The sequence below is a fragment of the Escherichia sp. MOD1-EC5189 genome, from assembly GCF_002966045.1.
In the GTDB taxonomy this organism is placed as follows: Bacteria; Pseudomonadota; Gammaproteobacteria; order Enterobacterales; family Enterobacteriaceae; genus Escherichia; species Escherichia coli_F.
In genome coordinates, this window is the sequence record NZ_PTRX01000013.1 from 14,691 (window position 1) to 39,579 (window position 24,889).

Consider the following 24,889-nt stretch of genomic DNA (forward strand, 5'->3'; position numbering starts at 1 on the left):
GATTCGGGATAACAACAATGAAAAAAGTTCTGATTGCCGCGTTAATTGCAGGTTTTAGTCTTTCCGCCACAGCTGCCGAAACTATTCGTTTTGCCACCGAAGCCTCCTATCCTCCGTTTGAATCAATGGATGCAAACAACCAGATCGTTGGTTTTGACGTCGACCTGGCGCAGGCATTGTGTAAAGAGATTGATGCGACCTGCACTTTCTCTAACCAGGCGTTTGACAGCCTGATCCCAAGCCTGAAATTCCGTCGCGTAGACGCAGTGATGGCTGGCATGGATATCACCCCGGAGCGTGAAAAGCAGGTGCTGTTTACCACGCCGTACTATGACAACTCTGCCCTGTTTGTGGGTCAACAAGGTAAATACACCAGCGTTGATCAGCTGAAAGGCAAAAAAGTCGGCGTTCAGAACGGGACGACGCACCAGAAATTCATTATGGATAAACATCCGGAAATCACCACGGTTCCTTATGATAGCTACCAGAACGCGAAACTCGATCTGCAAAACGGTCGTATCGACGGCGTTTTTGGTGACACCGCAGTGGTAACCGAATGGCTGAAAGATAACCCGAAACTGGCGGCTGTCGGCGACAAAGTGACCGATAAAGATTACTTCGGTACTGGCCTCGGCATCGCGGTACGTCAGGGCAACACTGAACTGCAGCAGAAATTCAACACTGCGCTGGAAAAAGTGAAGAAAGATGGCACTTACGAAACCATCTACAACAAATGGTTCCAGAAGTAATACCTGATGAATGAATTTTTTCCTTTAGCAAGCGCCGCCGGGATGACCGTCGGCCTTGCCGTTTGTGCATTGATTGTCGGACTGGCGCTGGCGATGTTCTTTGCGGTGTGGGAGTCAGCAAAATGGCGTCCTGTCGCGTGGGTAGGTTCAGCACTGGTGACGATTCTGCGCGGTCTGCCAGAAATTCTGGTGGTGCTGTTTATCTATTTTGGCTCCTCGCAGTTACTGCTGACGCTTTCGGATGGCTTCACCATCAATCTTGGGATCGTACAGATCCCGGTGCAGATGGACATTGAGAACTTCGACGTTAGCCCGTTCCTGTGTGGGGTTATCGCCCTGTCGCTACTGTATGCCGCCTATGCCTCGCAAACCCTGCGCGGCGCACTGAAAGCGGTGCCACTTGGTCAGTGGGAATCCGGTCAGGCGCTGGGGCTGTCGAAATCGGCTATCTTTTTCCGCCTGGTGATGCCACAGATGTGGCGTCATGCGTTGCCTGGCCTCGGTAACCAGTGGCTGGTACTGCTAAAAGATACCGCATTGGTCAGTTTGATAAGTGTGAATGACTTAATGCTGCAAACCAAAAGCATCGCCACTCGTACCCAGGAGCCATTTACCTGGTACATTGTGGCGGCGGCGATTTACCTGGTGATTACCCTGCTCAGTCAGTACATTCTCAAACGCATTGACCTGCGCGCGACACGTTTTGAGCGGAGGCCTGGCTGATGCTTGAGTATTTACCCGAACTGATGAAAGGGCTGCACACCAGCCTGACGCTGACGATTGCCTCGCTGATTGTGGCGCTAATTCTGGCGTTGATTTTTACCATCATCCTGACGCTGAAAACGCCGGTACTGGTGTGGCTGGTGCGGGGCTATATCACGCTGTTTACCGGTACGCCGCTGTTGGTGCAGATCTTCCTGATTTACTACGGTCCAGGCCAGTTCCCGACGTTGCAGGAGTATCCGGCACTGTGGCATCTGTTGTCAGAACCGTGGTTGTGCGCGCTGATTGCGTTGTCGCTGAACAGTGCGGCGTATACCACGCAGCTATTTTACGGTGCAATTCGTGCAATCCCGGAAGGTCAGTGGCAGTCCTGTAGCGCCCTAGGGATGAGCAAAAAAGATACGCTGGCGATCCTGCTGCCGTATGCCTTTAAACGCTCACTCTCTTCTTATTCCAACGAAGTTGTGCTGGTATTTAAAAGTACCTCTCTGGCTTACACCATTACTCTAATGGAAGTAATGGGTTACAGCCAGTTGTTGTACGGACGCACTTACGATGTCATGGTGTTCGGTGCGGCGGGGATTATTTACCTGGTCGTCAACGGCCTGCTGACACTGATGATGCGTTTGATCGAGCGCAAAGCGCTGGCGTTCGAGCGACGGAATTGACATGGCTGCATGCTGATGCCGGATGATTTGTAGGTCTGATAAGACGCGCCAGCGTCGCATCAGACACCAGCACGGTGCCTATGCCGGATGCGGCGTGTACGCCTTATCCGGCCTACATAGTGCATAGATTAATATAATAAAGACGGGCAACCTACTAAGTTGTCCGTCTTTTTTTATTCATTACGAATTATTTAATCATATTTATTGCATATAAATTCACTTGATGGCATTGTTAATCCATGCCGCAGACACGGCCAAAAATCATAAGATTGACAGACGGGAGTTCCATCATGAAAAAGTTAGTTCTTGCCGCTTTACTTTCATCCTGTGCATTCGGCGCTTCTGCCGCAGAGAAAATCAATTTCGGCGTATCAGCGACCTATCCTCCCTTTGAATCTATAGGTGCTAATAATGAGATTGTCGGCTTTGATATCGACCTGGCAAAAGCGTTATGCAAACAGATGCAGGCAGAATGTACTTTTACCAATCACGCTTTCGACAGCCTCATCCCGTCACTGAAATTCAGAAAATATGACGCCGTTATCTCCGGTATGGATATCACGCCGGAGCGTAGCAAGCAGGTATCATTTACCACGCCCTACTACGAAAACTCAGCTGTTGTGATTGCCAAAAAAGATACCTACAAAACGTTTGCTGACCTGAAAGGCAAACGCATTGGGATGGAAAACGGTACAACGCACCAGAAATATATTCAGGATCAGCACCCGGAAGTAAAAACTGTCTCCTATGACAGTTATCAAAATGCCTTTATCGACCTGAAAAATGGTCGTATTGATGGGGTATTTGGTGACACAGCGGTGGTTAATGAATGGCTGAAAACCAATCCACAACTGGGCGTTGCTACTGAGAAAGTGACCGACCCGCAGTACTTCGGCACCGGTCTGGGCATCGCTGTACGTCCGGATAATAAAGCCCTGCTGGAAAAACTGAATAACGCACTGGCAGCGATTAAAGCAGATGGTACGTATCAGAAAATCAATGACCAGTGGTTCCCGCAGTAATCGGGACTGATGACAAAAGTAAGATTGCCTGATGCGCTACGCTTATCAGGCCTACATTTACCCTGCAATGCATTGATTTAGCACGATTTTGTAGGCCGAACAAGGCGCTCACGCCGCATCCGACATGAACAACGCGCACCTTATCAGCAATCTGAAGCCGCAGCCGCGGCTTTTTTATTGCTTCACCAACAGTGTCAGCACTTCATAGTGCGCGGTGTGCGGGAACATATCAAAAAGCTGTACCCGTTCAATACGATAACCTGACAGTTCGCGGATATCTTTGGCCATCGTTTGGGCGTTACAGCTGGAGTAGATGATAAAACGCGGAGCCATCGTTGAAAGATAATCACACAGCGGTTTACCAATGCCGCGGCGCGGCGGGTTAACCAGCACCAGCTCCGGCACCTCCCCCTGAGCGGTGGCAAACTGAGTGGAGTCCAGCGCCTGAAATTGCAAACGCGTTAAGCCCAGTTCAGCGGCTGACTGCTTCGCACAGGCAATGGCTTCTGGCGCAATTTCGATCCCGGTTAACTGCATGTCAGGCGTCGCGCAGTGTAAACCAAAGCCGCCCACGCCACAGAACAGATCCCACATATGTTTAACCGGCAACTGTCGTACCCAGTCGCGCGCAGTAGCGTACAGCTGGCTGGCGACCACCGGATTAGTCTGGAAGAAACTTTGTGGACGGATCCACAGCGGCACATCGTTAAAACGCTCAGCCAGCGCCTGTTGTTCGCTCAGATAAATCTCCGTCTCCCCTTCCATAATCGCCATATGTACCGGCTGAATGTTGACGGTAATAACTTTCAGCTGCGGCAGTTGTGCCTGTAACCACGGCAGCGCCTTACGCAGTTGTGCCAGCTTAGTGTCAGAACGCAGTACAAAGCGCAGCATCATACCGCCATCACTTTGGCTTTCAGTCAGCAGAATGTATTTCAGTTCGCCTCGCTTACGCGCCACGTTGTAGGGTGTTAACCCCGCACGGGCGATAAACGGTTTTAACGCCGCAAAAACGGGCGCAAATGAGGAGGGATAAAGCGGACAATCGCAAAGGTCTTCTGGTGTGCCGTCGCGATGCAGCATACCGAGCAGTGGTTTTTCAACGCTACCACTCACCACCATTTTGGCTTTATTACGAAACCCTTGCTCCGGGCCTGACACCGGCTCGCACCATTCCTCAACCGAAAAGTCGGCGAGCAGATTTTTAAGATCGGCGGTTTTAGCGGAGAGTTGCTCTGGAATCAGCTGCGTTATCCACTGACAGGAACGACAGCGACCCGCGTCGTAAAGTGCGCACTGCATACATTAACCTTCACATCATCAGGGGCGACGATTATACACATTATTGCAACTGGAAGAACCGCCGACTGGTTGAGGGAACGAACAGTAGCAACAGGATGAGCATATCCGGCAACTTCTGCAGCATCAGGCTATGGAAGATTTCACGTTTTGATTCACCGGGAATGCTGAACAGCTCCGGATAACCATAACCCAGCGAAGCCGCCCACAAATAACTGGCGGCCGTGATTTGTGTCAACAGATACAGCCAGCGCGCCCAGCGACGCCCTTTCACCAGTGAAAACGCACACCAGATCTCAATGAAAACCAGCACAAGGCTGCTTAAAAAGACCAGTGTTAAACTCCAGGTTTGTACGCTGCGATGAATGAACTCGCCAATACCGCGCACGCCCAGCGTATTGAAAATCATCAGCACGTCGAGGCCACGGATCATAATAATGGCGAGCGCCGCCACCTGCACCAGCGCAGGCACATTCAGGCGAGCATGAGATGAAGATGTTTTCTTAAAAAATCCCAACGTTTCGTCTTCCATGAAAACAATGCCGCGACATGCGCGGCATTATGTAGCCAGGTTGGCAAATTTTAGTGTCTTCAGCCACGTCTTGCACGCTGGATGTCGCGTATCCGCTGTTTTTCTGCGCGCGCCATCAGATACCAGGCGATAAATCCGACAATTCCGACCGCACCGAGGATCAATGTTGCCAGGGCGTTGATTTCCGGATTCACTCCCATCCGCACGCTGGAAAAGACCAGCATCGGTAACGTGGTGGCTCCCGGCCCGGAAACAAAGCTGGCGATAACCAGATCGTCGAGCGACAAAGTAAAAGCCAGTAACCAGCCAGAAATGATCGCGGGCATGATCATCGGTAGCGTAATGACGAAAAACACTTTCAGCGGTGTCGCACCGAGATCCATCGCCGCTTCTTCAATGGAACGGTCCAGCTCCCGCAGACGCGAAGAAATCACGACTGCCACATAAGCCGTACAGAAAGTGACATGCGCCAGCCAGATGGTGAGCATGCCTCGCTCCGCAGGCCAGCCGATGGCATGTGCAAGTGCGACGAATAACAACAACAGCGACAAGCCCGTGATCACATCCGGCATTACCAATGGCGCAGTGATCATAAAGGCAAAGCCATTTGATCCGCGAAACCGACCAAAGCGTACCAGTACCACTGCCGCAATCGTCCCGAGGATCGCCGCCGCCGTTGCCGCACAGGCAGCTATTGTCAGGCTTAAACCAACCGCACTCATCATCGCGTCATCGCGCAATAATTCGCCATACCAGCGCGTTGACCAGCCGGCCCACACCGTCACCAGCTTCGAGCTGTTGAATGAATAGATCACCAGCATCAGCATTGGCGCGTAGAGAAAGGTGAAGCCCAGCAGCAAAATCACAATCCGCCAGGGCGAACGAACCACCGGTAAATTATTCATCCGTGTTCTCCCACGCTTTTTTGCTGATGCTTGTGGAACCACATTATCGGCACAATTAGCAGCAGCAACATGATGATCGCTACCGCCGAGGCCACCGGCCAGTCGCGGTTATTGAAAAACTCCTGCCACAGCACGCGCCCGATCATGATGCTGTCCGGGCCACCGAGCAGTTCAGGGATCACAAACTCGCCCACAGCCGGGATAAACACCAGCATCGATCCGGCAATAATCCCGCCTTTGGTCAGCGGCACGATCACAGTAAAGAACGTTTTCAGCGGTCGTGCACCGAGATCCAGTGCCGCTTCCACCAGCGAATAATCAATACGAATCAACGCGGTATAAATCGGCAGCACCATAAACGGTACATAGGCATAAACAATGCCAATATAAACGGCCAGGTTTGTATGCAGAATGGTCAGCGGCTGGTCGATAACCCCCAGCCATAGCAGAAAGTTATTCAGCACGCCGTTATTTTTTAATATTCCCATCCAGGCATAAACGCGGATCAGAAACGAGGTCCACGACGGCAGGATCACCAGCAGCAATAAGATATTGCGGGTCGAAGGCTTACTGTGCGCCACCGCCCACGCCAGCGGATAGCCGATCAGTAAACAACAAATTGTCGAAATCGCCGCTACCTGTAACGACTGGAGATATGCATCGAAATAGAGCGGATCGTCAGTCAGTTGCAGGAAATTACCAAGATTGAGGGTGATGGAAAGTTGCCCGTCAGCCCACTCCATCAGTTCGGTATAAGGTGGAATAGCGCGCGCCATCTCCGCCAGGCTTATTTTAAATACAATCAGAAATGGCAGCAGAAACAGTAAGATCAACCAGATATACGGCAACGCAATGACCAGTTTGCGCCCATGCTTCATTTGCAGCTGCGACAACCACAGCTTAAATCCGCCCGGCGGTTTCGACTGGGCAGCAGGTTCAAGTGTACTCATCTTTGCTCCTTAAACCGTCAACACCACACAGCTGTCCACTTCCCAGCACAAGCGCACTTCATCGCCCCAGGTGGGTAATCCTTTACGATAGCGATGGGCGTTTTGTAGCTGGGCGCTGATCATCTGCCCGCTTTTCAGGCGAACGTGATACACCGAAAGATCGCCGAGATAGGCAATGTGCATCACCTCCCCCACCGCGAAGTTACAACCATTGGCGGGCGGTGCTTCGCAAAGCATGATTTTTTCCGGACGCAGCGCCACGTGTACCGGCACGTTATCGACCACCGAAGCGTCCGCATCGACTTTCAGTGGATGCACCAGTCCCGGCGAATAAAGCACCAGGCCATCTTCCTGACGCTCTTTAAGTACACCTTCAAAGACGTTAACTGAACCGATAAATTCAGCACTGTAGCGCGTGGTCGGATGCTCATAGATCTCTTCCGGCTCGCCAATCTGGACAAATTTCCCACGATTCATAATGGCGATGCGCCCCGCCATGGTCATCGCCTCTTCCTGATCGTGGGTGACCATTACGCAGGTCACACCGACGCGCTCCAGAATATCCACCACTTCAAGCTGCATCCGGTCACGCAGCTTTTTATCCAGCGCGTCCATCGGCTCATCGAGCAGTAATAGTTTCGGGCGCTTGGCAAGGCTTCTGGCCAGGGCCACACGCTGACGCTGACCACCGGAAAGCTGATGCGGTTTGCGTTTGGCGAACTCCTGCATATGCACCAGCCCAAGCATCTCATTGACCCGGCTGGCAATTTCCGCTTTCGGCAATTTGTCCTGTTTCAGGCCAAAAGCGATGTTCTGTTCCACGGTCATATGCGGAAACAGCGCGTAAGACTGAAACATCATATTGATAGGGCGCAGGTAAGGCGGTACCTGTGATAAATCGACGCCATCGAGCATAATCTGCCCGGCAGAAGGTTGTTCGAAACCTGCCAGCATACGCAGCAGCGTGGACTTGCCACAGCCGGATGCGCCCAGCAGCGCGAAGATTTCGCCTTTATAGATGGTCAGGCTGACATCATCGACCGCATGCTGACCATCGTAAGATTTAGTCAGATTACGGATTTCTAATAGCGGCGTCAGCGCCTTACGGGTTTTCGCCTGGGGGCGAGGGATAGCGTCATTCACGGCTGCTCTCCGGCATTGAATGTGTGCAAGCGCACCATAATGGTGCGAATTGCCGGCGGGTGTGGTGCGCCCGTCCGGCATCTACGACTGCGGATTATTTTCCGCTCTTCACTTTGGTCCACGCGCGGGTGCGCACACGGTCGATTTTCGGATCCTGCACTTTCAGAGTGAACAACTTCGCACGAACGTCCGCCGGAGGATAAATCCCTGGATTATCACGCACTTCCGCGCTTACCAGCGGCGTAGCTTCTTTGTTCGCGTTGGCATAGAACACATGGTCGGAAATATGCGCCACCACATCCGGGCGCAGCAGGTAATTCAGGAACTGATAAGCTTCGTCTTTATTTTTGGCATCCGCAGGCATGGCGAAGACATCAAAGAACGCCATCGCCCCTTCTTTCGGAATCGAGAACGAGACATTAACGCCATTCTTCGCTTCCTTCGCGCGGTTTGACGCCTGCCAGACATCGCCCGCCCAGCCGATAGCGACGCAAATATCGCCGTTTGCCAGGTCGTTAATGTATTGAGATGAATGGAAATAACGAATGTTCGGGCGCAGCTTTAACAGCAGATCGGTTGCCGGTCCGGTGTAATCATCTGCTTTAGTGCTGTTGGGATCTTTACCGAGATAATTCAGCACGGTAGCAAACACTTCTTCCGGTGCATCAAGGAAAGAGACGCCGCAGCTTTTCAGTTTTTCCAGATTTTCAGGTTTGAGGATCAAGTCCCAGCTATCGACGGGCGCGTTTTCACCCAGTACCGCTTTGACTTTATCGACGTTATAGCCAATCCCGGTCGTCGCCCACATATAGGGCATAGCAAATTTATTATCCGGGTCATGTTTAGCGACCAGCTTCAGCAGTTCCGGGTCGAGATTCTTCCACTCCGGCAATTTGTTTTTATCCAGTGGCTGGAAAACTCCCGCAGTCAACTGGCGCTCCAGAAAGCTGGCAGATGGAACCACCAGGTCAAAGCCGGTGCTCCCTGCCATTAATTTGCCTTCCAGTACTTCGTTAGAGTCGAAAACATCGTAGACGACTTTAATACCGGTTTCTTTTTCAAAATTGGCCACCGTATCCGGGGCGATATAATCAGACCAGTTATAGATGTGGAGTGTTTTTTGTTCAGCCGCGAGCGTGCCGACAGAGACGACCATCAGAGCACCCGCAACCAGACCCGATAGCCATTTTTTATTTAAGGCGGTCATATCTCTTTCCTTCTGAAAGTTCGTTAACAAACGAACAAAAGTTGTCACACTGAAAGATATGCAATATTCGTGCATATTTTTTATCGGCGCGGTGTAAGAAAAGAGAACTCTCTCCCGGCCAGCACTGCTCGCTATATAAAAGCATCGCAAGAATAACTTTAGCCAGGGTTTGAGACTATAGCTCGGATTAAAAAACGGTATTTAACAAATTTTTATGCGTATTTGCTCTATGTGATAAAGCCAAATCGGCACAAGAGAAGTGAAACAATCTTTAAGAAAAGGTTAAAAACAGCAGATAATTTTGCAGCACGCAGTCACTGCGGCAGCGACTGCGTGCTCGAAAGGAGTTATCAGTGGAGGAAATAGTTTTCGGTAACGTTGTTTTGCCCTTCATCGTCAGTCGGTAACAGCAGTTGATGGGCATTAGCTTCAAGAATGACCATCGAAATCTGCTCTTCGCTCTGACGCACGAACCATGCAAACTGCTCATAGGTTACGCCCTGCATAACGGATAAAGACTGGCAAACCACCAGCTTTGGCAGATTATCATCCTGCATATCAAGAAATGCTTTCACGGTCAGCGAACTGGCATTGATGGCTGATAAATCCGCCGCCAGCGGCAATACGGCTGAAGGTCGGACTTCCGCCATGGCAGAAAACAGGATCGTGTTATCGATCAGATCGATTTTGGCATCAAAGACACCGTCGAAATTCTGCATATGGGGCAGATGCAGAGCCTGACAGTTATCACATTCAAAAAAACTCATCCCCAGGTCATCGAGCCATTGACGCAACGTATCCAGACCAGGAACGACCAGCGATGTCATAATTTTGTACAACCTCTTCCGATAAAAAGACCGGCACAGCTTACGCAAAAAGCGCAGGCAAAACCATGATCAGTAATGTGATTGCGACTAACCACCCGTTTTCAGGCAATATTCTGTCGTGGCGTTGCGTTCGATCCAACGGATCATTTTACTCGCGATGTCGATACCGGTGGTTTTTTCTATTCCTTCCAGCCCCGGTGACGCATTCACCTCCATCACCAACGGCCCGCGATTAGCACGCAGAATATCCACACCAGCAACGTCCAGCGCCATCGTTCGCGCGGCTTTTATCGCGATTTCACGCTCCTGTGGTGTGATACTGGCGACGCTTGCTGCACCGCCACGATGCAAATTGGAACGAAAATCGCCCTCTTTCGCCCGCCGTTCAATCGCAGCGACCACTTCATCGCCAACAACCAGACAGCGGATATCGCACCCTTGCGCCTCTTTGATATATTCCTGCACCAGAATATGCGCGTTCAGACCGCGAAAGGCGTCAATCACGCTTTCCGCCGCCTGACGCGTCTCCGCCAGCACGACACCAATTCCCTGCGTACCTTCAACCAGCTTAACCACCAGCGGCGCACCACCGACCATGTCGATTAAATCGCTGGTATCATCCGGCGAATGCGCAATGCCCGTGACAGGCAGGTCGATGCCCTGACGCGCCAGCAGTTGCATCGAACGCAATTTGTCACGCGCCCGGGCAATGGCGACCGACTCATTGAGCGGATAGCTCCCCAGCATCTCGAACTGGCGCAGTGCCGCCGTCCCATAAAAGGTAATGGCGGTGCCAATACGCGGGATCACAGCGTCAAAATGGGGTAACTTGCGGCCTTTGTAGTGAATAGAAGACGCCGCAGGATTTATGTTCATGTAGCAAGAAAGCGGATCAAGAATTTCAACCAGGTGACCACGCTGTATAGCGGCTTCACGCAGCCGCTTACACGAATAGAGCGTTCCATCCCGGGACAATATGGCAATTTTCACCCTGCACCTCTCTGTCAGACCTGGTCAAAAGCCCGCGTATCATACATCGGCGTGGCGGTTTTAGCGCGTAGCCCAACCCTGTTTGTGCAAATAATCCAGTATAAATGGGCGGCTTTCTTTAATGATTGTTCGGCGGATATGATCGCTCCAGGTATCCCGGCGATTATTGCTGCCACGGGTGAGGTAATATTCCGCCAGCTGCTCGTCATACTGCGCCAGTGCCTCTTTATCCAGCGGTTGATAGCTGTTTTCATGCACCAAAATGGAAGCCGGTAAACGCGGCTTAAGATCCGGATTATCCGCAGGCCAGCCAAGGCACAGCCCAAACAGCGGCAGAACATGCTGCGGTAATTTCAGCAGTTCCGTCACCGCTTCAATATTATTGCGCAGGCCGCCGATATATACCCCGCCCAATCCCAGCGATTCCGCTGCGGTTAACGCATTCTGCGCCATCATTGCCGTATCAACGACACCGAGCAACAGTTGTTCCGCCAGGCCAAGTTGTGCATCCGGACAGATCTGTAAATGGCGGTTAAAGTCGGCACAGAACACCCAAAACTCCGCCGCTTTCGCTACGTGTTTTTGCCCGCCGGTCAGCGTCACCAGTTCATCACGTAACGCTTTGTCGGTAATGCGAATAATGCTACTGCACTGCAAAAAACTGGAACTGGACGTCGCACGGGCGCTGTTAATAATCGCCTCACGCTGCGCTTCGGAAATGGGTTCATCAGTGAAATGGCGAATGGAGCGATGGCCACAAATAAGTTCAATGGTTGGCGTCATTATCTTTTTCTCTTTCTGAACGTGAATATTGCGGTGGACGGTTCATCAGCTGTGGGGCAAGACGTTTTGCCACCTGAAGAATAACCACCACCGCAGCGGGAAGCATGAGCAAAACACCGAGAAAAATCATCAGAATCTGCACTTCTGGCCGAGAAAATGGCTCAGGCAGCGACAGGGAGCCGCTTACCGACAGCAGCGCCACCGCCAGCAACATCATTCCGATAAATTCCAGTATCAACACGCTTTTAGGCAATTTACCGATCGCGCGCATACGCTTCCCTCTGCAAAGTGAGCCTTCAGTCTAAAACTTTTCACTGTATTGTGTTTAACAGTTATAGCTTTTAGCAATTAATGCAACAGGTTAAACCTACTTTCAGCGAATACATTTTGGCGTGATCATTACCGGCATAAACCGATGAGGAGAGAAACAATGCAAACCGTTATTTTTGGTCGTCCGGGTTGCCCTTACTGTGTGCGCGCAAAAGATCTGGCTGAGAAGTTGAGCAATGAACGCGATGATTTTCAGTATCAGTATGTAGATATTCGTGCGGAAGGGATCACTAAAGAAGATCTACAACAAAAGGCAGGTAAACCCGTAGAAACCGTGCCGCAGATTTTTGTCGATCAGCAACATATCGGCGGCTATACCGATTTTGCTGCATGGGTGAAAGAGAATCTGGACGCCTGATCGTCTGATAAGCCCTCGCGTTGAGGGCTTCATTGATTTTTTCTGTGCTGTGATTTAAACAAACTGCTGATAAATAAGAAACACAATGCCCCCAACGCACACCAGAACACCGCACTTAATAACCATGCCAGCTCTTGCCAGAATGAGCGCGTTGGTGAAAAAAACAGCCGCATTATGAGCATCGAACAGGGTGCCGCCAGCATTGCGCCAAATAGAGGTTTCAGTACTTCTCTACGCTGTGAAAAGAAGCTGGCAACCGCTCCAGGAAGAATGAAAAACAGCAAGCCAATTTCAGGATGCCCGGCAGCCCGAAAAGCGCCTTTCATGTGCGTCGCCAGAAAAAGGCACACCACAATGAAGAGGACAAAACAGCAGATTGCCCCCGCCCAACGTTGTTTATGTTTCACTCGTTCCTCCTGACACTGCGTCTATCGAACACATTTTTCGCCAGTGTGGCGTTCAGTAAGATAAAGCCGCTTCGCATTCCATGCTAATATAGGCCAACGCAATTCATATAGCCGTTGATACCTAATGTGATTACACTAGTAAAATATATTGTTACTTTACTATCGTTTAGGTGCGCTGAATGAATCTGCGCCCTGAATTCTGGTAAAAAACATTATCGTAAATTACCATTTCTTTCAACAGCTTACTAGTAAACAAGAAGTTAGCCTCCGTGAATATAAACGTCGCCGAATTGTTAAATGGGAATTACATTCTGTTATTATTTGTGGTCCTCGCGCTTGGGCTATGTCTCGGAAAATTACGACTTGGTTCGATCCAACTGGGTAATTCCATTGGCGTTTTAGTCGTATCGCTGTTATTAGGCCAACAACATTTCAGCATTAACACCGACGCGCTTAATCTTGGCTTTATGCTGTTTATTTTCTGCGTCGGGGTCGAAGCCGGACCGAACTTTTTTTCCATTTTTTTTCGCGATGGGAAAAATTACCTAATGTTAGCACTGGTGATGGTTGGCAGTGCGCTGGTGATCGCCTTAGGGTTAGGTAAGCTGTTTGGCTGGGATATTGGCCTGACGGCCGGTATGTTAGCAGGCTCTATGACGTCAACACCGGTTTTGGTCGGTGCTGGCGATACACTGCGTCATTCCGGCATGGAAAGCAGGCAGCTCTCACTGGCACTGGATAATCTGAGCCTCGGGTATGCCTTAACCTATTTAATCGGTCTGGTGAGTTTGATTGTTGGTGCGCGTTACTTGCCGAAATTGCAGCATCAGGACTTACAGACCAGCGCCCAGCAAATCGCCCGCGAACGTGGCCTGGACACAGATGCCAACCGTAAGGTTTATTTGCCGGTGATCCGCGCCTACCGCGTCGGCCCGGAGCTGGTAGCCTGGACCGACGGCAAAAATCTGCGTGAACTGGGTATTTATCGACAAACTGGCTGTTACATTGAACGTATTCGGCGTAACGGGATTCTGGCAAATCCAGATGGTGATGCCGTGCTGCAAATGGGCGATGAAATAGCGTTGGTAGGCTATCCCGACGCCCACGCCCGACTCGATCCCAGCTTCCGTAACGGCAAAGAAGTTTTTGATCGCGACCTCCTCGACATGCGTATCGTCACTGAAGAAGTGGTCGTTAAAAACCATAACGCTGTTGGCAAACGTCTCGCACAACTGAAGTTGACCGATCACGGTTGCTTCCTTAACCGCGTCATTCGTAGCCAGATTGAGATGCCGATTGATGACAACGTCGTGCTTAACAAAGGTGACGTTTTACAAGTCAGCGGCGATGCCCGTCGCGTAAAAACCATCGCCGATCGCATCGGCTTTATCTCGATTCACAGCCAGGTCACTGACTTGCTGGCATTCTGCGCCTTCTTTGTTATTGGGCTGATGATCGGAATGATCACCTTCCAGTTCAGCACATTCAGTTTCGGCATGGGGAACGCTGCCGGGTTGTTATTCGCCGGAATTATGCTGGGCTTTATGCGCGCTAACCACCCGACCTTCGGTTACATTCCGCAGGGTGCATTAAGCATGGTGAAGGAGTTCGGCTTGATGGTGTTTATGGCAGGCGTTGGTCTGAGCGCTGGTAGCGGTATTAATAACGGCCTGGGCGCGATTGGCGGTCAGATGTTGATTGCCGGATTGATTGTCAGTCTGGTGCCAGTGGTTATCTGCTTCTTGTTCGGTGCTTATGTATTGCGAATGAACCGCGCACTGTTGTTCGGCGCAATGATGGGCGCACGCACCTGCGCACCGGCAATGGAGATCATCAGCGATACAGCCCGCAGTAACATCCCGGCGCTGGGCTATGCGGGCACCTACGCAATCGCCAACGTTCTGCTAACGCTGGCTGGGACAATCATCGTCATGGTATGGCCAGGGTTAGGATAAAACTGAAGTTGCCCTGAAAATGAAATTTTTTTGCACAACCGCAGAACTTTTCCGCAGGGCATCAGTCTTAATTAGTGCCACTGCTTTTCTTTGATGTCCCCATTTTGTGGAGCCCATCAACCCCGCCATTTTGGTTCAAGGTTGGTGGGTTTTTTGTTATCTAAAATTTATCTACTACCCTGCAACCCTCTCAACCATCCTCAAAATCTCCTCGCGCGATAGCGGCTTACGGTCGGTGACAAAATGCAGCGTCATCCCCTCAATAAACGCATCAAGCGCGCGGGCGGTTCCGGGTTCAAACCATTGTTCGAGCGTTTGCTGACTGCGCTGCATCCAGTTTTGCATTACCGTTTTTAATAGCGGTTTTCGGCTAGCCAGCGCGTAGAGCTGGTACATCAGCTCCATGTTATCCGGCGTTGCAACCTGTGAGCTGTAGATCATATCGGTGATAGCCTGGCATGCGCCCGGAGCATCACTAACATCGCTAAAAAATGCCTGATATTGCCGGGACATGATCTCAGTAAAACTGCTGAACGCCTCCAGCAACAACTCATCAATTCCTGAAAAATAGTAGGTCATCGACCCCAACGGTACCCCGGCAAGGGTAGCAATTTTGCGGTGCGTAACGGCATGTATTCCGTAAAGTTTCACCGCCTCCAGCGTGGCCTGGATGATTTTTTCTCGCCGTTGCGGATCGTTAGCGCGACGCATGTCATTTCCTCTCTCTGCAATTGTGTACAAATGTACACAACCTTGCTAATGTTGTCTTCCCTCTTCTTATTTTGACGTGATCTATGACCGTAAATTCTTCACGTAATGCATTGAAACGCCGAACCTGGGCGCTGTTTATGTTCTTCTTTTTGCCGGGCCTGTTAATGGCGTCCTGGGCAACTCGTACACCTGCTATCCGCGATATTCTTTCTGTTTCGATCGCTGAAATGGGCGGAGTCCTCTTTGGTCTGTCGATCGGTTCAATGAGCGGTATTCTCTGCTCGGCGTGGTTAGTGAAACGCTTTGGGACGCGTAATGTCATCCTGGTCACGATGTCCTGCGCATTGATCGGGATGATGATATTAAGTCTGGCACTCTGGCTGACATCGCCCCTGCTCTTTGCCGTTGGTCTCGGCGTCTTTGGGGCAAGTTTTGGTTCTGCAGAAGTGGCGATAAACGTTGAAGGTGCCGCCGTTGAGCGAGAAATGAATAAGACGGTTTTGCCGATGATGCACGGTTTTTATAGCCTGGGCACGCTGGCAGGCGCTGGTGTCGGGATGGCACTGACGGCCTTTGGCGTTCCGGCAACGGTGCACATTTTATTGGCGGCGCTGGTAGGCATCGCGCCTATTTATATCGCCATTCAGGCAATCCCTGACGGTACGGGCAAAAATGCTGCCGATGGCACCCAGCATGGTGAAAAAGGCGTACCTTTTTATCGCGATATCCAGTTGCTGCTGATTGGTGTCGTGGTTCTGGCGATGGCCTTTGCCGAAGGTTCTGCCAACGACTGGTTACCCTTATTAATGGTTGACGGTCACGGTTTTAGCCCTACTTCCGGCTCGCTGATTTATGCCGGTTTTACCCTGGGGATGACTGTTGGACGCTTTACCGGCGGTTGGTTCATCGACCGTTATAGTCGCGTTGCCGTGGTTCGGGCCAGTGCACTGATGGGAGCGTTGGGTATTGGGCTGATTATTTTTGTCGATAGCGCCTGGGTCGCTGGGGTGTCTGTTGTACTTTGGGGACTGGGTGCCTCGCTGGGCTTCCCGCTGACCATTTCTGCCGCCAGCGATACCGGCCCCGATGCACCGACCCGCGTCAGCGTGGTAGCAACGACCGGTTATCTGGCTTTCCTCGTCGGGCCGCCGCTGCTGGGCTATCTCGGCGAACATTATGGATTACGTAGTGCAATGCTGGTTGTACTGGCGCTGGTTATTCTTGCGGCTATTGTCGCGAAAGCCGTCGCCAAACCCAATACCAAAACGCAGACGGCGATGGAGAATAGTTGATGAGCATTAAATTAATTGCGGTAGACATGGATGGTACTTTCTTAAGCGATCAAAAAACCTATAACCGTGAGCGGTTTATGGCTCAGTATCAGCAGATGAAAGCACAAGGCATTCGCTTTGTGGTCGCCAGCGGGAATCAATATTATCAGTTGATCTCTTTCTTCCCTGAAATTGCTAATGAAATTGCCTTTGTGGCTGAAAACGGCGGTTGGGTTGTAAGCGAAGGCAAAGATGTTTTTAATGGCGAGCTGTCGAAGGATGCGTTTGCTACTGTGGTGGAACATTTACTGACGCGCCCAGAAGTGGAAATTATTGCCTGCGGAAAAAATAGCGCCTATACCCTCAAAAAATATGACGATGCCATGAAAACGGTGGCGGAAATGTATTATCACCGTCTGGAATACGTCGATAACTTTGATAATTTAGAAGATATCTTCTTTAAGTTTGGCCTGAATCTTTCCGATGAACTGATTCCACAAGTGCAAAAAGCATTACATGAGACCATCGGCGATATTATGGTGCCGGTCCACACCGGCAACGGCAGCATCGATCTGATTATCCCCGGCGTACATAAAGCGAATGGCCTGCGCCAACTTCAGAAATTATGGGGAATAGACGACAGCGAAGTGGTGGTCTTCGGCGATGGTGGTAACGATATTGAGATGCTGCGTCAGGCAGGCTTTAGTTTTGCGATGGAAAATGCCGGCAGCGCGGTCGTCGCAGCGGCAAAATACCGGGCAGGCTCCAATAATCATGAAGGTGTACTGGATGTGATCGATAAAGTTCTTAAACACGAAGCGCCTTTTGATCAATAAAAACGGTAGCACGCCCGGCAACACAAAGCCTGAATGAAGGCTGCATAATTCGCAGAAATTAACCCGCTGCATTATTTCAGGCGAAATGATTATGAGAAATTGTCTACTGTTGGGCGCGCTTTTAATGGGCTTTACTGGTGTGGCGATGGCGCAAAGTGTCACCGTCGATGTGCCGAGTGGATACAAAGTGGTTGTGGTCCCTGATTCAGTCAGCGTTCCACAAGCAGTCAGCGTCGCGACTGTGCCGCAAACCGTCTATGTGGCTCCTGCGCCAGCTCCGGCTTACCGCCCGCATCCGTATGTTCGCCATCTTGCCAGCGTAGGTGAAGGGATGGTTATCGAACACCAGATTGATGACCATCACCATTAATTTGAAAATGCCTGATTGCTTTGCGCAACCAGGCATTTTTTTACCCTTCGTGCGAATTACCCATCTGTTTATCTTTTAAAAAGATAACCATCAGCAGCAGCCACAAAATCCCGTTGGCAAGGTTGAAGAGATTAAACAGGCCGTTGCCCCCATTCAGCCAGGCATGTTTGCTGATTTCAATACCGACGGTAAAAATAAGCATTTGCAACATTCCCATCGCCGCAGAAACCGTACCTTTACTCATATCGCTGGCAAACAGGGTCAATCGCACCAATCCCGCATTCGCCAGGCCAATACCGAAAGCATAAATACTTAACCCGGCGGTCATCCACAAATACGCGTGCGATGAGATAACCGTTGCCGCAGCAGCGACCAACAGGCCAATCATAATCGGCCAGCCGCCCATAATAATCAACGAACGTACGGTGCGGCGCGAGGTCAGACGCGCTAGCAGCAAGTTACCCGCAATTAATGCCCCGAAAATAGGCACTTGCAGCAAGCCATATTCATAGCTACTCAACTGCTCGCCGGTAATGATGATAATCGGCGACTGGGCGATCCACGCCAGCAACGGCAGGCTAACAAAACCCAGCGCCAGTGCCCCTGCCACAAAGCGACCGTTCTTCAGCACCAGCTTATAGTCACGACCGAGTTCTTTCAGCGACAGTTTCTCGCCAATCCGCGTGGCGGTTTCAGGCATGGCTCGTTGCAGACCGAAAAAGGAGATCGCTGCCAATGAGGCAAACAAAACAAACATCCCTTCCCAGGGCAGCACATGGATCCACGCCGCGCCCACCAGCGGACCAAGTAGCGGAGCAATCAGCGCCACGTTCGCCATCAGCGCGGTGATCTTGATACAAACCGCCTCTTCGAAGGACTCCTGAATTGCGGCGTAACCCACAGCGCCAATGAAACAGAGGCTTATGCCCTGCAAGAAGCGCAACAGCGTGAATTGTTCAATGTTTTGCGCCAGTAATATCGCCAGACAAGTGATGATAAACCACACTACTCCCGCCAGCATCACCGGACGGCGACCAATACGATCTGACAGTGGTCCCAGCAGCCACTGTAAAAACATCCCGCCCGCCAGATACGCGGTCATCGAAGTAGGAACCCAATCAATGCCCGCCTGATATTGTTCCACCACGGCCAACATGCCGGGTTGAATCATATCGTTGCCGATATAGGTTGAAAATTCGTAAAGCACCAGACAGAGAGGGAAAAGTAACGCCTGACGTCCAAGCCTGGCACCGGAAGCTAATCTATTTTGCATGCAATTTCTTCGCCAATAATAATCGCGCAAAGTTTAATAAAAGCGCAGCTAACGAGAAAGCGAATTTTGTAGCTGAAACTACGGTTAAGCACATTCTTACATTATTGCGAGTATAGCTACGCTTTCTTTAAGTTTTATTTAACCTATGCTCGTTACAATCAGCCACCGTAAACAGGGCCGCTTGAGGGAAATAAGACGATGCCGCTTTACCCAGTTTAACCTGCACTTTATTCTCAACGACTTGCCTGTATTGGCTCCCTTTTAATCACTTTGCGTCGGGAAGTTATGCTGGAAAATTTGAATCTCTCTCTATTCTCTCTTATTAACGCGACGCCAGACTCGGCTCCGTGGATGATCTCGTTGGCGATTTATATTGCTAAAGATTTGATTACCGTGGTGCCGCTGCTGGCCGCAGTACTTTGGTTGTGGGGGCTTACAGCACAACGGCAACTGGTGATAAAAATCGCTATCGCGCTGGCGGTCAGCCTGTTTGTGTCCTGGACGATGGGGCATCTTTTTCCGCACGACCGACCCTTTGTCGAGAATATCGGCTATAACTTCCTGCATCATGCGGCGGATGACTCATTCCCGAGCGATCATGGTACGGTAATTTTCACCTTTGCACTGGCATTTTTATGCTGGCATCGCCTGTGGTCCGGTTCCCTTTTAATGGTACTGGCTGTTGTCATTGCCTGGTCGCGCGTTTATCTTGGCGTGCACTGGCCGCTGGATATGCTCGGTGGATTGCTGGCAGGTATGATTGGCTGCCTTAGCGCTCAGATTATCTGGCAAGCGATAGGGCATAAACTCTATCAACGTCTGCAATCGTGGTATCGCTTCTGTTTTGCATTACCGATCCGCAAAGGCTGGGTGCGTGACTGATCTCTGCTAAAAAGTGTAGTATTGAGCGGCTCGCTTCAATAACTATTCAGAGGGATTATGGAAACACGTCGCGAAGAGCGTATCGGGCAACTGCTGCAAGAATTAAAACGCAGCGATAAGTTACATCTTAAAGACGCCGCCGCCCTGCTTGGGGTTTCGGAGATGACGATTCGTCGCGATCTGAACAACCACAGTGCGCCCGTCGTTTTGCTCGGCGGCTATATTGTTCTGGAACCGCGCAGCGCCAGCCATTACCTGTTAAGCGATCAAAAATCCCGCCTGGTGGAAGAAAAACGCCGGGCGGCAAAACTGGCTGCGACGCTGGTAGAACCCGATCAGACCCTCTTTTTTGACTGTGGCACCACCACACCGTGGATTATTGAAGCGATTGATAATGAAATTCCTTTCACCGCCATTTGTTATTCGCTAAATACCTTTCTGGCACTGAAAGAGAAACCTCATTGCCGCGCGTTTCTTTGCGGTGGTGAATTTCACGCCAGCAACGCCATTTTCAAACCCATCGATTTTCAGCAAACGCTGAATAATTTTTGCCCGGATATCGCTTTTTATTCCGCGGCGGGGGTGCATGTCAGTAAGGGCGCTACCTGTTTTAATCTTGAAGAGTTGCCGGTAAAACACTGGGCCATGTCGATGGCGCAAAAGCATGTGCTGGTTGTCGACCACAGTAAATTTGGCAAGGTGCGTCCGGCACGCATGGGTGACCTGAAACGCTTTGATATTGTAGTGAGCGATTGTTGCCCGGAAGATGAGTATGTGAAGTACGCGCAGACGCAGCGTATTAAGTTGATGTATTAACAACGAATAACCGGATGACGTTTCGCGCCATCCGGTTATCAGAAGATTAAGAGAACCAGCTGCCGAACCACTGATGGAATTTCATCATCACGAAATCCCACATCCGACCAAAGAATCCGCCCTCTTCCACATTTTCCATCACGATCAGCGGACGCTGCTCAATGGATTTACCGTTAAGCTGGAAATCAATGGTGCCGACAACCTGACCTTTTTTCAGCGGTGCGGTGAGCTGTGGTTCCGTTAACGTGTAGCTCGCCTTCAGGTTTTTCAACTGCCCTCGCGGTATGGTCACTGATCCCGCTTCGCCTGCCCCGAGATTCACTTCGCTCTTATCACCAAACCAGACGCGCTGAGTCACAAAGGTGGCATCAGGTTTAATTGGCGTCACGGTTTCAAAGAAGCGGAAACCCCAGGTCAATAATTTCTCAGACTCATTAAAACGGATACGGTCAGTTTTCGCACCCAGTACTACGGAGATCAAACGCATATCGCCCTGGGTAGCCGAAGCAACCAGATTATATCCCGCGCCTGCCGTGGTTCCTGTCTTCATGCCATCAACATTCAGATTGCTGCTCCATAGCAGACGGTTACGGTTAGGCTGACGAATTTTGTTGAAGGTGAACTCTTTCTCTTTATGAATGGCGTACTCTTCTGGCACATCGTGGATCAATGCTTTACCCAGCAATGCCATATCGCGCGCGGTACTGAACTGCCCCGGCGCATCCAGACCGTGCACCGTCTGGAAGGTCGTGTTGGTCAGCCCCAGTTTTTTGGCATAACCATTCATCAAACCAATAAATGACTCCTGGCTCCCGGCAACGTAATCAGCCAGCGCAATACAGGCGTCATTACCGGACTGGATAATCACGCCTTTGTTCAAGTCTGCCACCGAAACCTGATCGCCTGGTTTGAGGAACATTACCGACGAACCACGCAGTGCCGGGTTTCCCGTCGCCCAGGCATCTTTACCGACCGTCACCATATCGGTGAGTTTAATCTTATCGGCCTTAAGCGCCTGCCCAACCACATAGCTGGTCATGATTTTAGTCAGGCTCGCGGGGTCCAGTTTCTCATCCGCATTGCCTTCTGCCAGCACTTTACCGCTGGCGTAATCCATTAAAATCCATGCACGCGCATCCACGCTCGGCGCTTCAACGGTTTGTTCCGCCGCGAATGCCGTTGGGGCAAAAAGGAATAAAAATGCAGAACCCACTGCAAGACCACGAAGGAGAGAGGAGTATTGCGTCATAAATGCCACCCGAGTATCCATTCAAAAAAAATACGTTATATCGCCGTATGATAAGTTCGGTGATTAATAACGCACACACAAACTTAAAGAAACCGTAAGTTGGTAAAGTTTTTAAAGTTTATGCAATATCCTGCCGCTTCGCTGCTTCTGCCGTCATTTTTTTGCCAGCTGTTGCTTAAAAGTTAACTTTACTTCACCATCAAAGTCCTGTTCAGCCTGTGGCTGCCTGTCGGAAAAGGGGTAAGTATGATTACGCTGTGGGGTCGGAATAATTCAACCAACGTAAAAAAAGTATTGCTGACGCTCGAAGAACTGGAACTACCTTATGAGCAAATTCTCGCGGGCCGTGAGTTTGGGGTAAACCACGATGCTGATTTTCTGGCGATGAACCCTAACGGGCTGGTGCCGTTGTTGCGTGACGACGAAAGTGATCTCATCCTTTGGGAATCAAACGCCATTGTCCGCTATCTGGCGGCACAGTATGGGCAAAACCGCCTGTGGATCGACTCACCGGCACGCCGCGCAGAAGCGGAAAAATGGATGGACTGGGCAAACCAGACGCTCAGCAATGCCCATCGCGGGATCCTGATGGGATTAGTCAGAACACCACCGGAAGAGCGCGATCAGGCCGCCATTGATGCCAGTTGTAAAGAGTGCGACGCCCTGTTTGCCCTGCTCGATGCGGAACTGGCAAAAGTAAAATGGTTCTCCGGCGACGAGTTTGGTGTGGGCGATATCGCTATCGCACCGTTCATCTACAATTTGTTTAACGTTGGCCTGACCTGGACACCGCGTCCAAATCTGCAACGCTGGTATCAGCAACTCACTGAACGCCCCGCAGTGCGCAAAGTGGTGATGATTCCCGTTAGCTAATTGCGTGGGCTAACTTTAAGTAATTCCCCACTGGACTCGTCGGTGAGAACGTATAAATAACCGTCTGGTCCAGTGCGAACATCACGAATTCGCTGCCCTCTGTCCGTTAAAATACGGCCATCTTCTGTCACTTTGTCGCCGTTGACGCTCATCACAATGACATCTTTATCTTTCAGCGCGCCAATAAATAATTTTTGCTGCCACTGGGGGAATTTATCGCTGTTATAGAAGGCCATGCCGCTCACGGCGGGCGAATCTTTCCAGTAAAAAACAGGTTGCTCGGTCCCGGCGACGATCTCCCCTTTCGCTTCCGGTATTTTAAAGCCTGAATAATTGATTCCCCAGGTTGCCAGCGGCCAGCCGTAGTTTTTGCCTTTTTGCGGGATATTAATTTCATCACCACCGCGTGGGCCATGTTCATTTAGCCACAGTGCATTACTCCACGGATTCATCGCCATTCCTTGCGGATTACGAATGCCATAAGACCAGATCTCGGCGCGCTCACCGGATCTCCTGGCAAAAGGATTATCATCCGGGATCTCGCCCTGGTCAGTAAGACGCACCAGTTTGCCCTGTAATTTGTCCAGATCCTGCGCCGTCGGGCGCTGATTGTTTTCGCCCAGAGCAATAAAAAGATAACCTTTACCGTCGAATACCAGCCGCCCGCCAAAATGGTTGCCGGTAGACAATTTTGGCATCTGGCGAAAAATGGTGCGGAAGTCGGTCACTTTTGAGAGATCATCACTTAAACGACCATACCCCACGGCAGTTCCGGCTTTGCCATCATCGCCAACTTCGGAATAGCTTAACCAGATGCGGCGCGACTGGGCAAAATCAGGTGCTAAAGCCACATCCATTAAGCCGCCCTGCCCGTGCGCCCAAACTTCCGGCACTCCGGAAAGCGGCGCAGATAATCCTTTTCCTGCTTGCCAGCGACGTAACTCACCGCCGCGCAGGGTGATTAACATGCCGTGATTATCGGGTAAAAAGGCCAGCGCCCAGGGGTGATCGAGTTTGTCTTGCAGTACTTCGACATTTACCGTTGCAGGAGCTGCCCAGAGAGCAGAAGAAAGACAGATAAGGGGCACAAGGAAAAAGGATTGTCTCTGCATAACGCCTCCGGATTGACTCTGGCTTAAAGCGTAGTCAGTGGAGGAGATAACAAATTCATTTTTACAAAAACTTAAACATGAAGGGGGAGACGCTTTCTCCCCCTTAGTTTTCAGGCCTTCTCAAGCATGGCGTGCTTCTGCAGGCTCTGGATACTCAGCGTTAAGCTCATCAGACAATTTTCAAGCTTATCGGCGTTGACGGTAATAACAGTCGGGCAATCATGGTGCCCACTCATCAAACATACTGCGGCTGTCGCTAATGCTTCTTCAGCATGATGAAGAGCACTCCACTCTTCCTGATCCAGATGAAGATTCAACCGCAGCGATTTATCGTGCAGTTCGCGATTCAGTTTAAAAAAGTTATCTCGTAGATGATTGCTTTCGCTGACGGACATGTATCCTTTTGCCTTCCTCAGTTGCACGTATGCAGCGAGGTCAACGCGTGCGTCGATCAACCGGTTCAGCAGATCGATTCGCTGTCTGTCAACGAACATACTTCGATCCTCCTCTTTCCAGCCTTGTTGCAATTAAATAGTATGGCTATTTTTTGAGCAAAATGCTGTCCAGGATCAATTCTTCACGCCGAATTAACAAAATTTACATTTCCTTCGCCTCCGCCAGCGAATGAGATTGCGATACAAATTTTAT

Annotated in this window: 28 protein-coding genes; 12 read left to right on the plus strand and 16 right to left on the minus strand. The window is 50.7% G+C overall.

Translation table 11 applies throughout. The features are described 5' to 3' along the window. Positions 1–17 precede the first annotated feature (17 nt). The 4 genes from artI (at position 18) to artJ (ending at position 3,162) form a co-directional block, all read left to right on the plus strand. Positions 18–749, plus strand: a complete 732-nt coding sequence (gene artI, locus ATB02_RS13005; protein WP_000756580.1) for an arginine ABC transporter substrate-binding protein ArtI — start codon at positions 18–20, stop codon at positions 747–749. Positions 750–755: 6 nt separating this feature from the next. After that, positions 756–1,472 (plus strand): arginine ABC transporter permease ArtQ, encoded by a 717-nt coding sequence (gene artQ / locus ATB02_RS13010; protein WP_105271703.1) that lies wholly within the window; start codon positions 756–758, stop codon positions 1,470–1,472. Continuing rightward, positions 1,472–2,140 (plus strand): arginine ABC transporter permease ArtM, encoded by a 669-nt coding sequence (gene artM, locus ATB02_RS13015; RefSeq protein WP_000895400.1) that lies wholly within the window; start codon positions 1,472–1,474, stop codon positions 2,138–2,140. Before artQ ends, artM begins: the two co-directional genes overlap by 1 nt. Before the next feature lie 290 nt (positions 2,141–2,430). Continuing rightward, positions 2,431–3,162, plus strand: a complete 732-nt coding sequence (artJ, locus tag ATB02_RS13020) for an arginine ABC transporter substrate-binding protein ArtJ (protein ID WP_001354873.1) — start codon at positions 2,431–2,433, stop codon at positions 3,160–3,162. 174 nt (positions 3,163–3,336) lie between these two features. Here artJ and rlmC read toward each other — a convergent pair whose 3' ends face one another. The 10 genes from rlmC to ATB02_RS13075 form a co-directional block, all read right to left on the minus strand. Further along, the gene (rlmC, locus tag ATB02_RS13025) at positions 3,337–4,464 is read right to left on the minus strand and encodes a 23S rRNA (uracil(747)-C(5))-methyltransferase RlmC (RefSeq protein ID WP_001149690.1); all 1,128 of its coding nucleotides are present in this window, start codon (positions 4,462–4,464) and stop codon (positions 3,337–3,339) included. Positions 4,465–4,504: 40 nt separating this feature from the next. Further along, complete coding sequence (locus ATB02_RS13030) at positions 4,505–4,993, minus strand: YbjO family protein (RefSeq protein WP_000389258.1); 489 nt, start codon at positions 4,991–4,993, stop codon at positions 4,505–4,507. A gap of 59 nt (positions 4,994–5,052) precedes the next feature. Continuing rightward, positions 5,053–5,898 carry a putrescine ABC transporter permease PotI gene (gene potI, locus ATB02_RS13035; protein WP_001061668.1) on the minus strand — a complete coding sequence of 282 codons (846 nt, stop codon included), beginning with the start codon at positions 5,896–5,898 and terminating at the stop codon, positions 5,053–5,055. Then, the gene (gene potH, locus ATB02_RS13040; RefSeq protein WP_000105436.1) at positions 5,895–6,848 is read right to left on the minus strand and encodes a putrescine ABC transporter permease PotH; all 954 of its coding nucleotides are present in this window, start codon (positions 6,846–6,848) and stop codon (positions 5,895–5,897) included. The genes potI and potH overlap by 4 nt, the downstream gene beginning before the upstream one ends. 9 nt (positions 6,849–6,857) lie before the next feature. Continuing rightward, positions 6,858–7,991, minus strand: coding sequence for a putrescine ABC transporter ATP-binding subunit PotG (potG, locus tag ATB02_RS13045; RefSeq protein WP_105271704.1), 1,134 nt, complete (start codon positions 7,989–7,991; stop codon positions 6,858–6,860). A 94-nt stretch (positions 7,992–8,085) separates the two neighbouring features. Beyond that, on the minus strand, positions 8,086–9,198 hold the full coding sequence (gene potF / locus ATB02_RS13050) for a spermidine/putrescine ABC transporter substrate-binding protein PotF (protein WP_105271705.1): 1,113 nt from the start codon (positions 9,196–9,198) through the stop codon (positions 8,086–8,088). Between the two features lie 350 nt (positions 9,199–9,548). Next, positions 9,549–10,025 (minus strand): YbjN domain-containing protein, encoded by a 477-nt coding sequence (locus ATB02_RS13060; protein WP_000203025.1) that lies wholly within the window; start codon positions 10,023–10,025, stop codon positions 9,549–9,551. A gap of 87 nt (positions 10,026–10,112) precedes the next feature. Next, a complete protein-coding gene (gene rimK / locus ATB02_RS13065) occupies positions 10,113–11,015 on the minus strand; it encodes a 30S ribosomal protein S6--L-glutamate ligase (RefSeq protein ID WP_000684326.1) in 903 nt (300 codons plus the stop codon). 60 nt (positions 11,016–11,075) lie between these two features. Then, positions 11,076–11,798 carry a nitroreductase NfsA gene (nfsA, locus tag ATB02_RS13070; protein WP_105271706.1) on the minus strand — a complete coding sequence of 241 codons (723 nt, stop codon included), beginning with the start codon at positions 11,796–11,798 and terminating at the stop codon, positions 11,076–11,078. Continuing rightward, complete coding sequence (locus tag ATB02_RS13075; protein WP_001201580.1) at positions 11,782–12,069, minus strand: DUF1418 family protein; 288 nt, start codon at positions 12,067–12,069, stop codon at positions 11,782–11,784. Before ATB02_RS13075 ends, nfsA begins: the two co-directional genes overlap by 17 nt. Positions 12,070–12,228: 159 nt before the next feature. On the opposite strand from ATB02_RS13075, the gene grxA reads away from it, so the two are divergent. Continuing rightward, a complete protein-coding gene (grxA, locus tag ATB02_RS13080; RefSeq protein ID WP_001195231.1) occupies positions 12,229–12,486 on the plus strand; it encodes a glutaredoxin 1 in 258 nt (85 codons plus the stop codon). Positions 12,487–12,515: 29 nt separating this feature from the next. On the opposite strand, the gene ATB02_RS13085 is transcribed toward grxA, so the two are convergent. Then, positions 12,516–12,893, minus strand: a complete 378-nt coding sequence (locus ATB02_RS13085; RefSeq protein WP_000681110.1) for an inner membrane protein YbjM — start codon at positions 12,891–12,893, stop codon at positions 12,516–12,518. 269 nt (positions 12,894–13,162) lie between these two features. On the opposite strand from ATB02_RS13085, the gene ATB02_RS13090 reads away from it, so the two are divergent. Continuing rightward, positions 13,163–14,848 carry an aspartate:alanine antiporter gene (locus tag ATB02_RS13090; protein WP_001024876.1) on the plus strand — a complete coding sequence of 562 codons (1,686 nt, stop codon included), beginning with the start codon at positions 13,163–13,165 and terminating at the stop codon, positions 14,846–14,848. A gap of 174 nt (positions 14,849–15,022) precedes the next feature. Here ATB02_RS13090 and rcdA read toward each other — a convergent pair whose 3' ends face one another. Beyond that, positions 15,023–15,559: a DNA-binding transcriptional regulator RcdA gene (gene rcdA, locus ATB02_RS13095; protein ID WP_001295289.1), complete on the minus strand. Its 537-nt coding sequence runs from the start codon at positions 15,557–15,559 to the stop codon at positions 15,023–15,025. An 83-nt stretch (positions 15,560–15,642) separates the two neighbouring features. Between rcdA and ATB02_RS13100 the strand changes: the two genes are divergently transcribed. The 3 genes from ATB02_RS13100 (at position 15,643) to ybjH (ending at position 18,036) form a co-directional block, all read left to right on the plus strand. Next, entirely contained in the window at positions 15,643–16,851 is a 1,209-nt protein-coding gene (locus ATB02_RS13100; protein WP_000217860.1) for an MFS transporter, read from the plus strand. After that, positions 16,851–17,666, plus strand: coding sequence for a 5-amino-6-(5-phospho-D-ribitylamino)uracil phosphatase (gene ybjI, locus ATB02_RS13105; protein ID WP_001353328.1), 816 nt, complete (start codon positions 16,851–16,853; stop codon positions 17,664–17,666). Before ATB02_RS13100 ends, ybjI begins: the two co-directional genes overlap by 1 nt. An 85-nt stretch (positions 17,667–17,751) precedes the next feature. Continuing rightward, positions 17,752–18,036 carry a protein YbjH gene (ybjH, locus tag ATB02_RS13110; RefSeq protein WP_000605918.1) on the plus strand — a complete coding sequence of 95 codons (285 nt, stop codon included), beginning with the start codon at positions 17,752–17,754 and terminating at the stop codon, positions 18,034–18,036. 40 nt (positions 18,037–18,076) lie between these two features. Here the strand turns inward: ybjH and mdfA are convergent, their stop codons facing one another. Then, positions 18,077–19,309, minus strand: a complete 1,233-nt coding sequence (mdfA, locus tag ATB02_RS13115) for a multidrug efflux MFS transporter MdfA (protein WP_001353329.1) — start codon at positions 19,307–19,309, stop codon at positions 18,077–18,079. Between the two features lie 285 nt (positions 19,310–19,594). Here mdfA and ybjG point away from each other — a divergent pair, with 285 nt between their 5' ends. Further along, on the plus strand, positions 19,595–20,191 hold the full coding sequence (gene ybjG, locus ATB02_RS13120) for an undecaprenyl-diphosphate phosphatase (protein WP_105271707.1): 597 nt from the start codon (positions 19,595–19,597) through the stop codon (positions 20,189–20,191). 57 nt (positions 20,192–20,248) lie between these two features. Next, entirely contained in the window at positions 20,249–21,007 is a 759-nt protein-coding gene (gene deoR, locus ATB02_RS13125; RefSeq protein WP_000450117.1) for a DNA-binding transcriptional repressor DeoR, read from the plus strand. Positions 21,008–21,053: 46 nt separating this feature from the next. Here deoR and dacC read toward each other — a convergent pair whose 3' ends face one another. Continuing rightward, positions 21,054–22,256 (minus strand): serine-type D-Ala-D-Ala carboxypeptidase, encoded by a 1,203-nt coding sequence (gene dacC, locus ATB02_RS13130; RefSeq protein ID WP_097714544.1) that lies wholly within the window; start codon positions 22,254–22,256, stop codon positions 21,054–21,056. A 246-nt stretch (positions 22,257–22,502) separates the two neighbouring features. Here dacC and gstB point away from each other — a divergent pair, with 246 nt between their 5' ends. Next, positions 22,503–23,129 carry a glutathione S-transferase GstB gene (gene gstB / locus ATB02_RS13135; protein WP_000631897.1) on the plus strand — a complete coding sequence of 209 codons (627 nt, stop codon included), beginning with the start codon at positions 22,503–22,505 and terminating at the stop codon, positions 23,127–23,129. On the opposite strand, the gene yliI is transcribed toward gstB, so the two are convergent. Both yliI and bssR read right to left on the minus strand, forming a co-directional pair. Then, positions 23,126–24,241 (minus strand): aldose sugar dehydrogenase YliI, encoded by a 1,116-nt coding sequence (gene yliI, locus ATB02_RS13140; protein ID WP_105271708.1) that lies wholly within the window; start codon positions 24,239–24,241, stop codon positions 23,126–23,128. The genes gstB and yliI overlap by 4 nt on opposite strands. Positions 24,242–24,351: 110 nt before the next feature. Next, complete coding sequence (gene bssR, locus ATB02_RS13145) at positions 24,352–24,735, minus strand: biofilm formation regulator BssR (protein WP_000497137.1); 384 nt, start codon at positions 24,733–24,735, stop codon at positions 24,352–24,354. Positions 24,736–24,889: the final 154 nt, after the last annotated feature.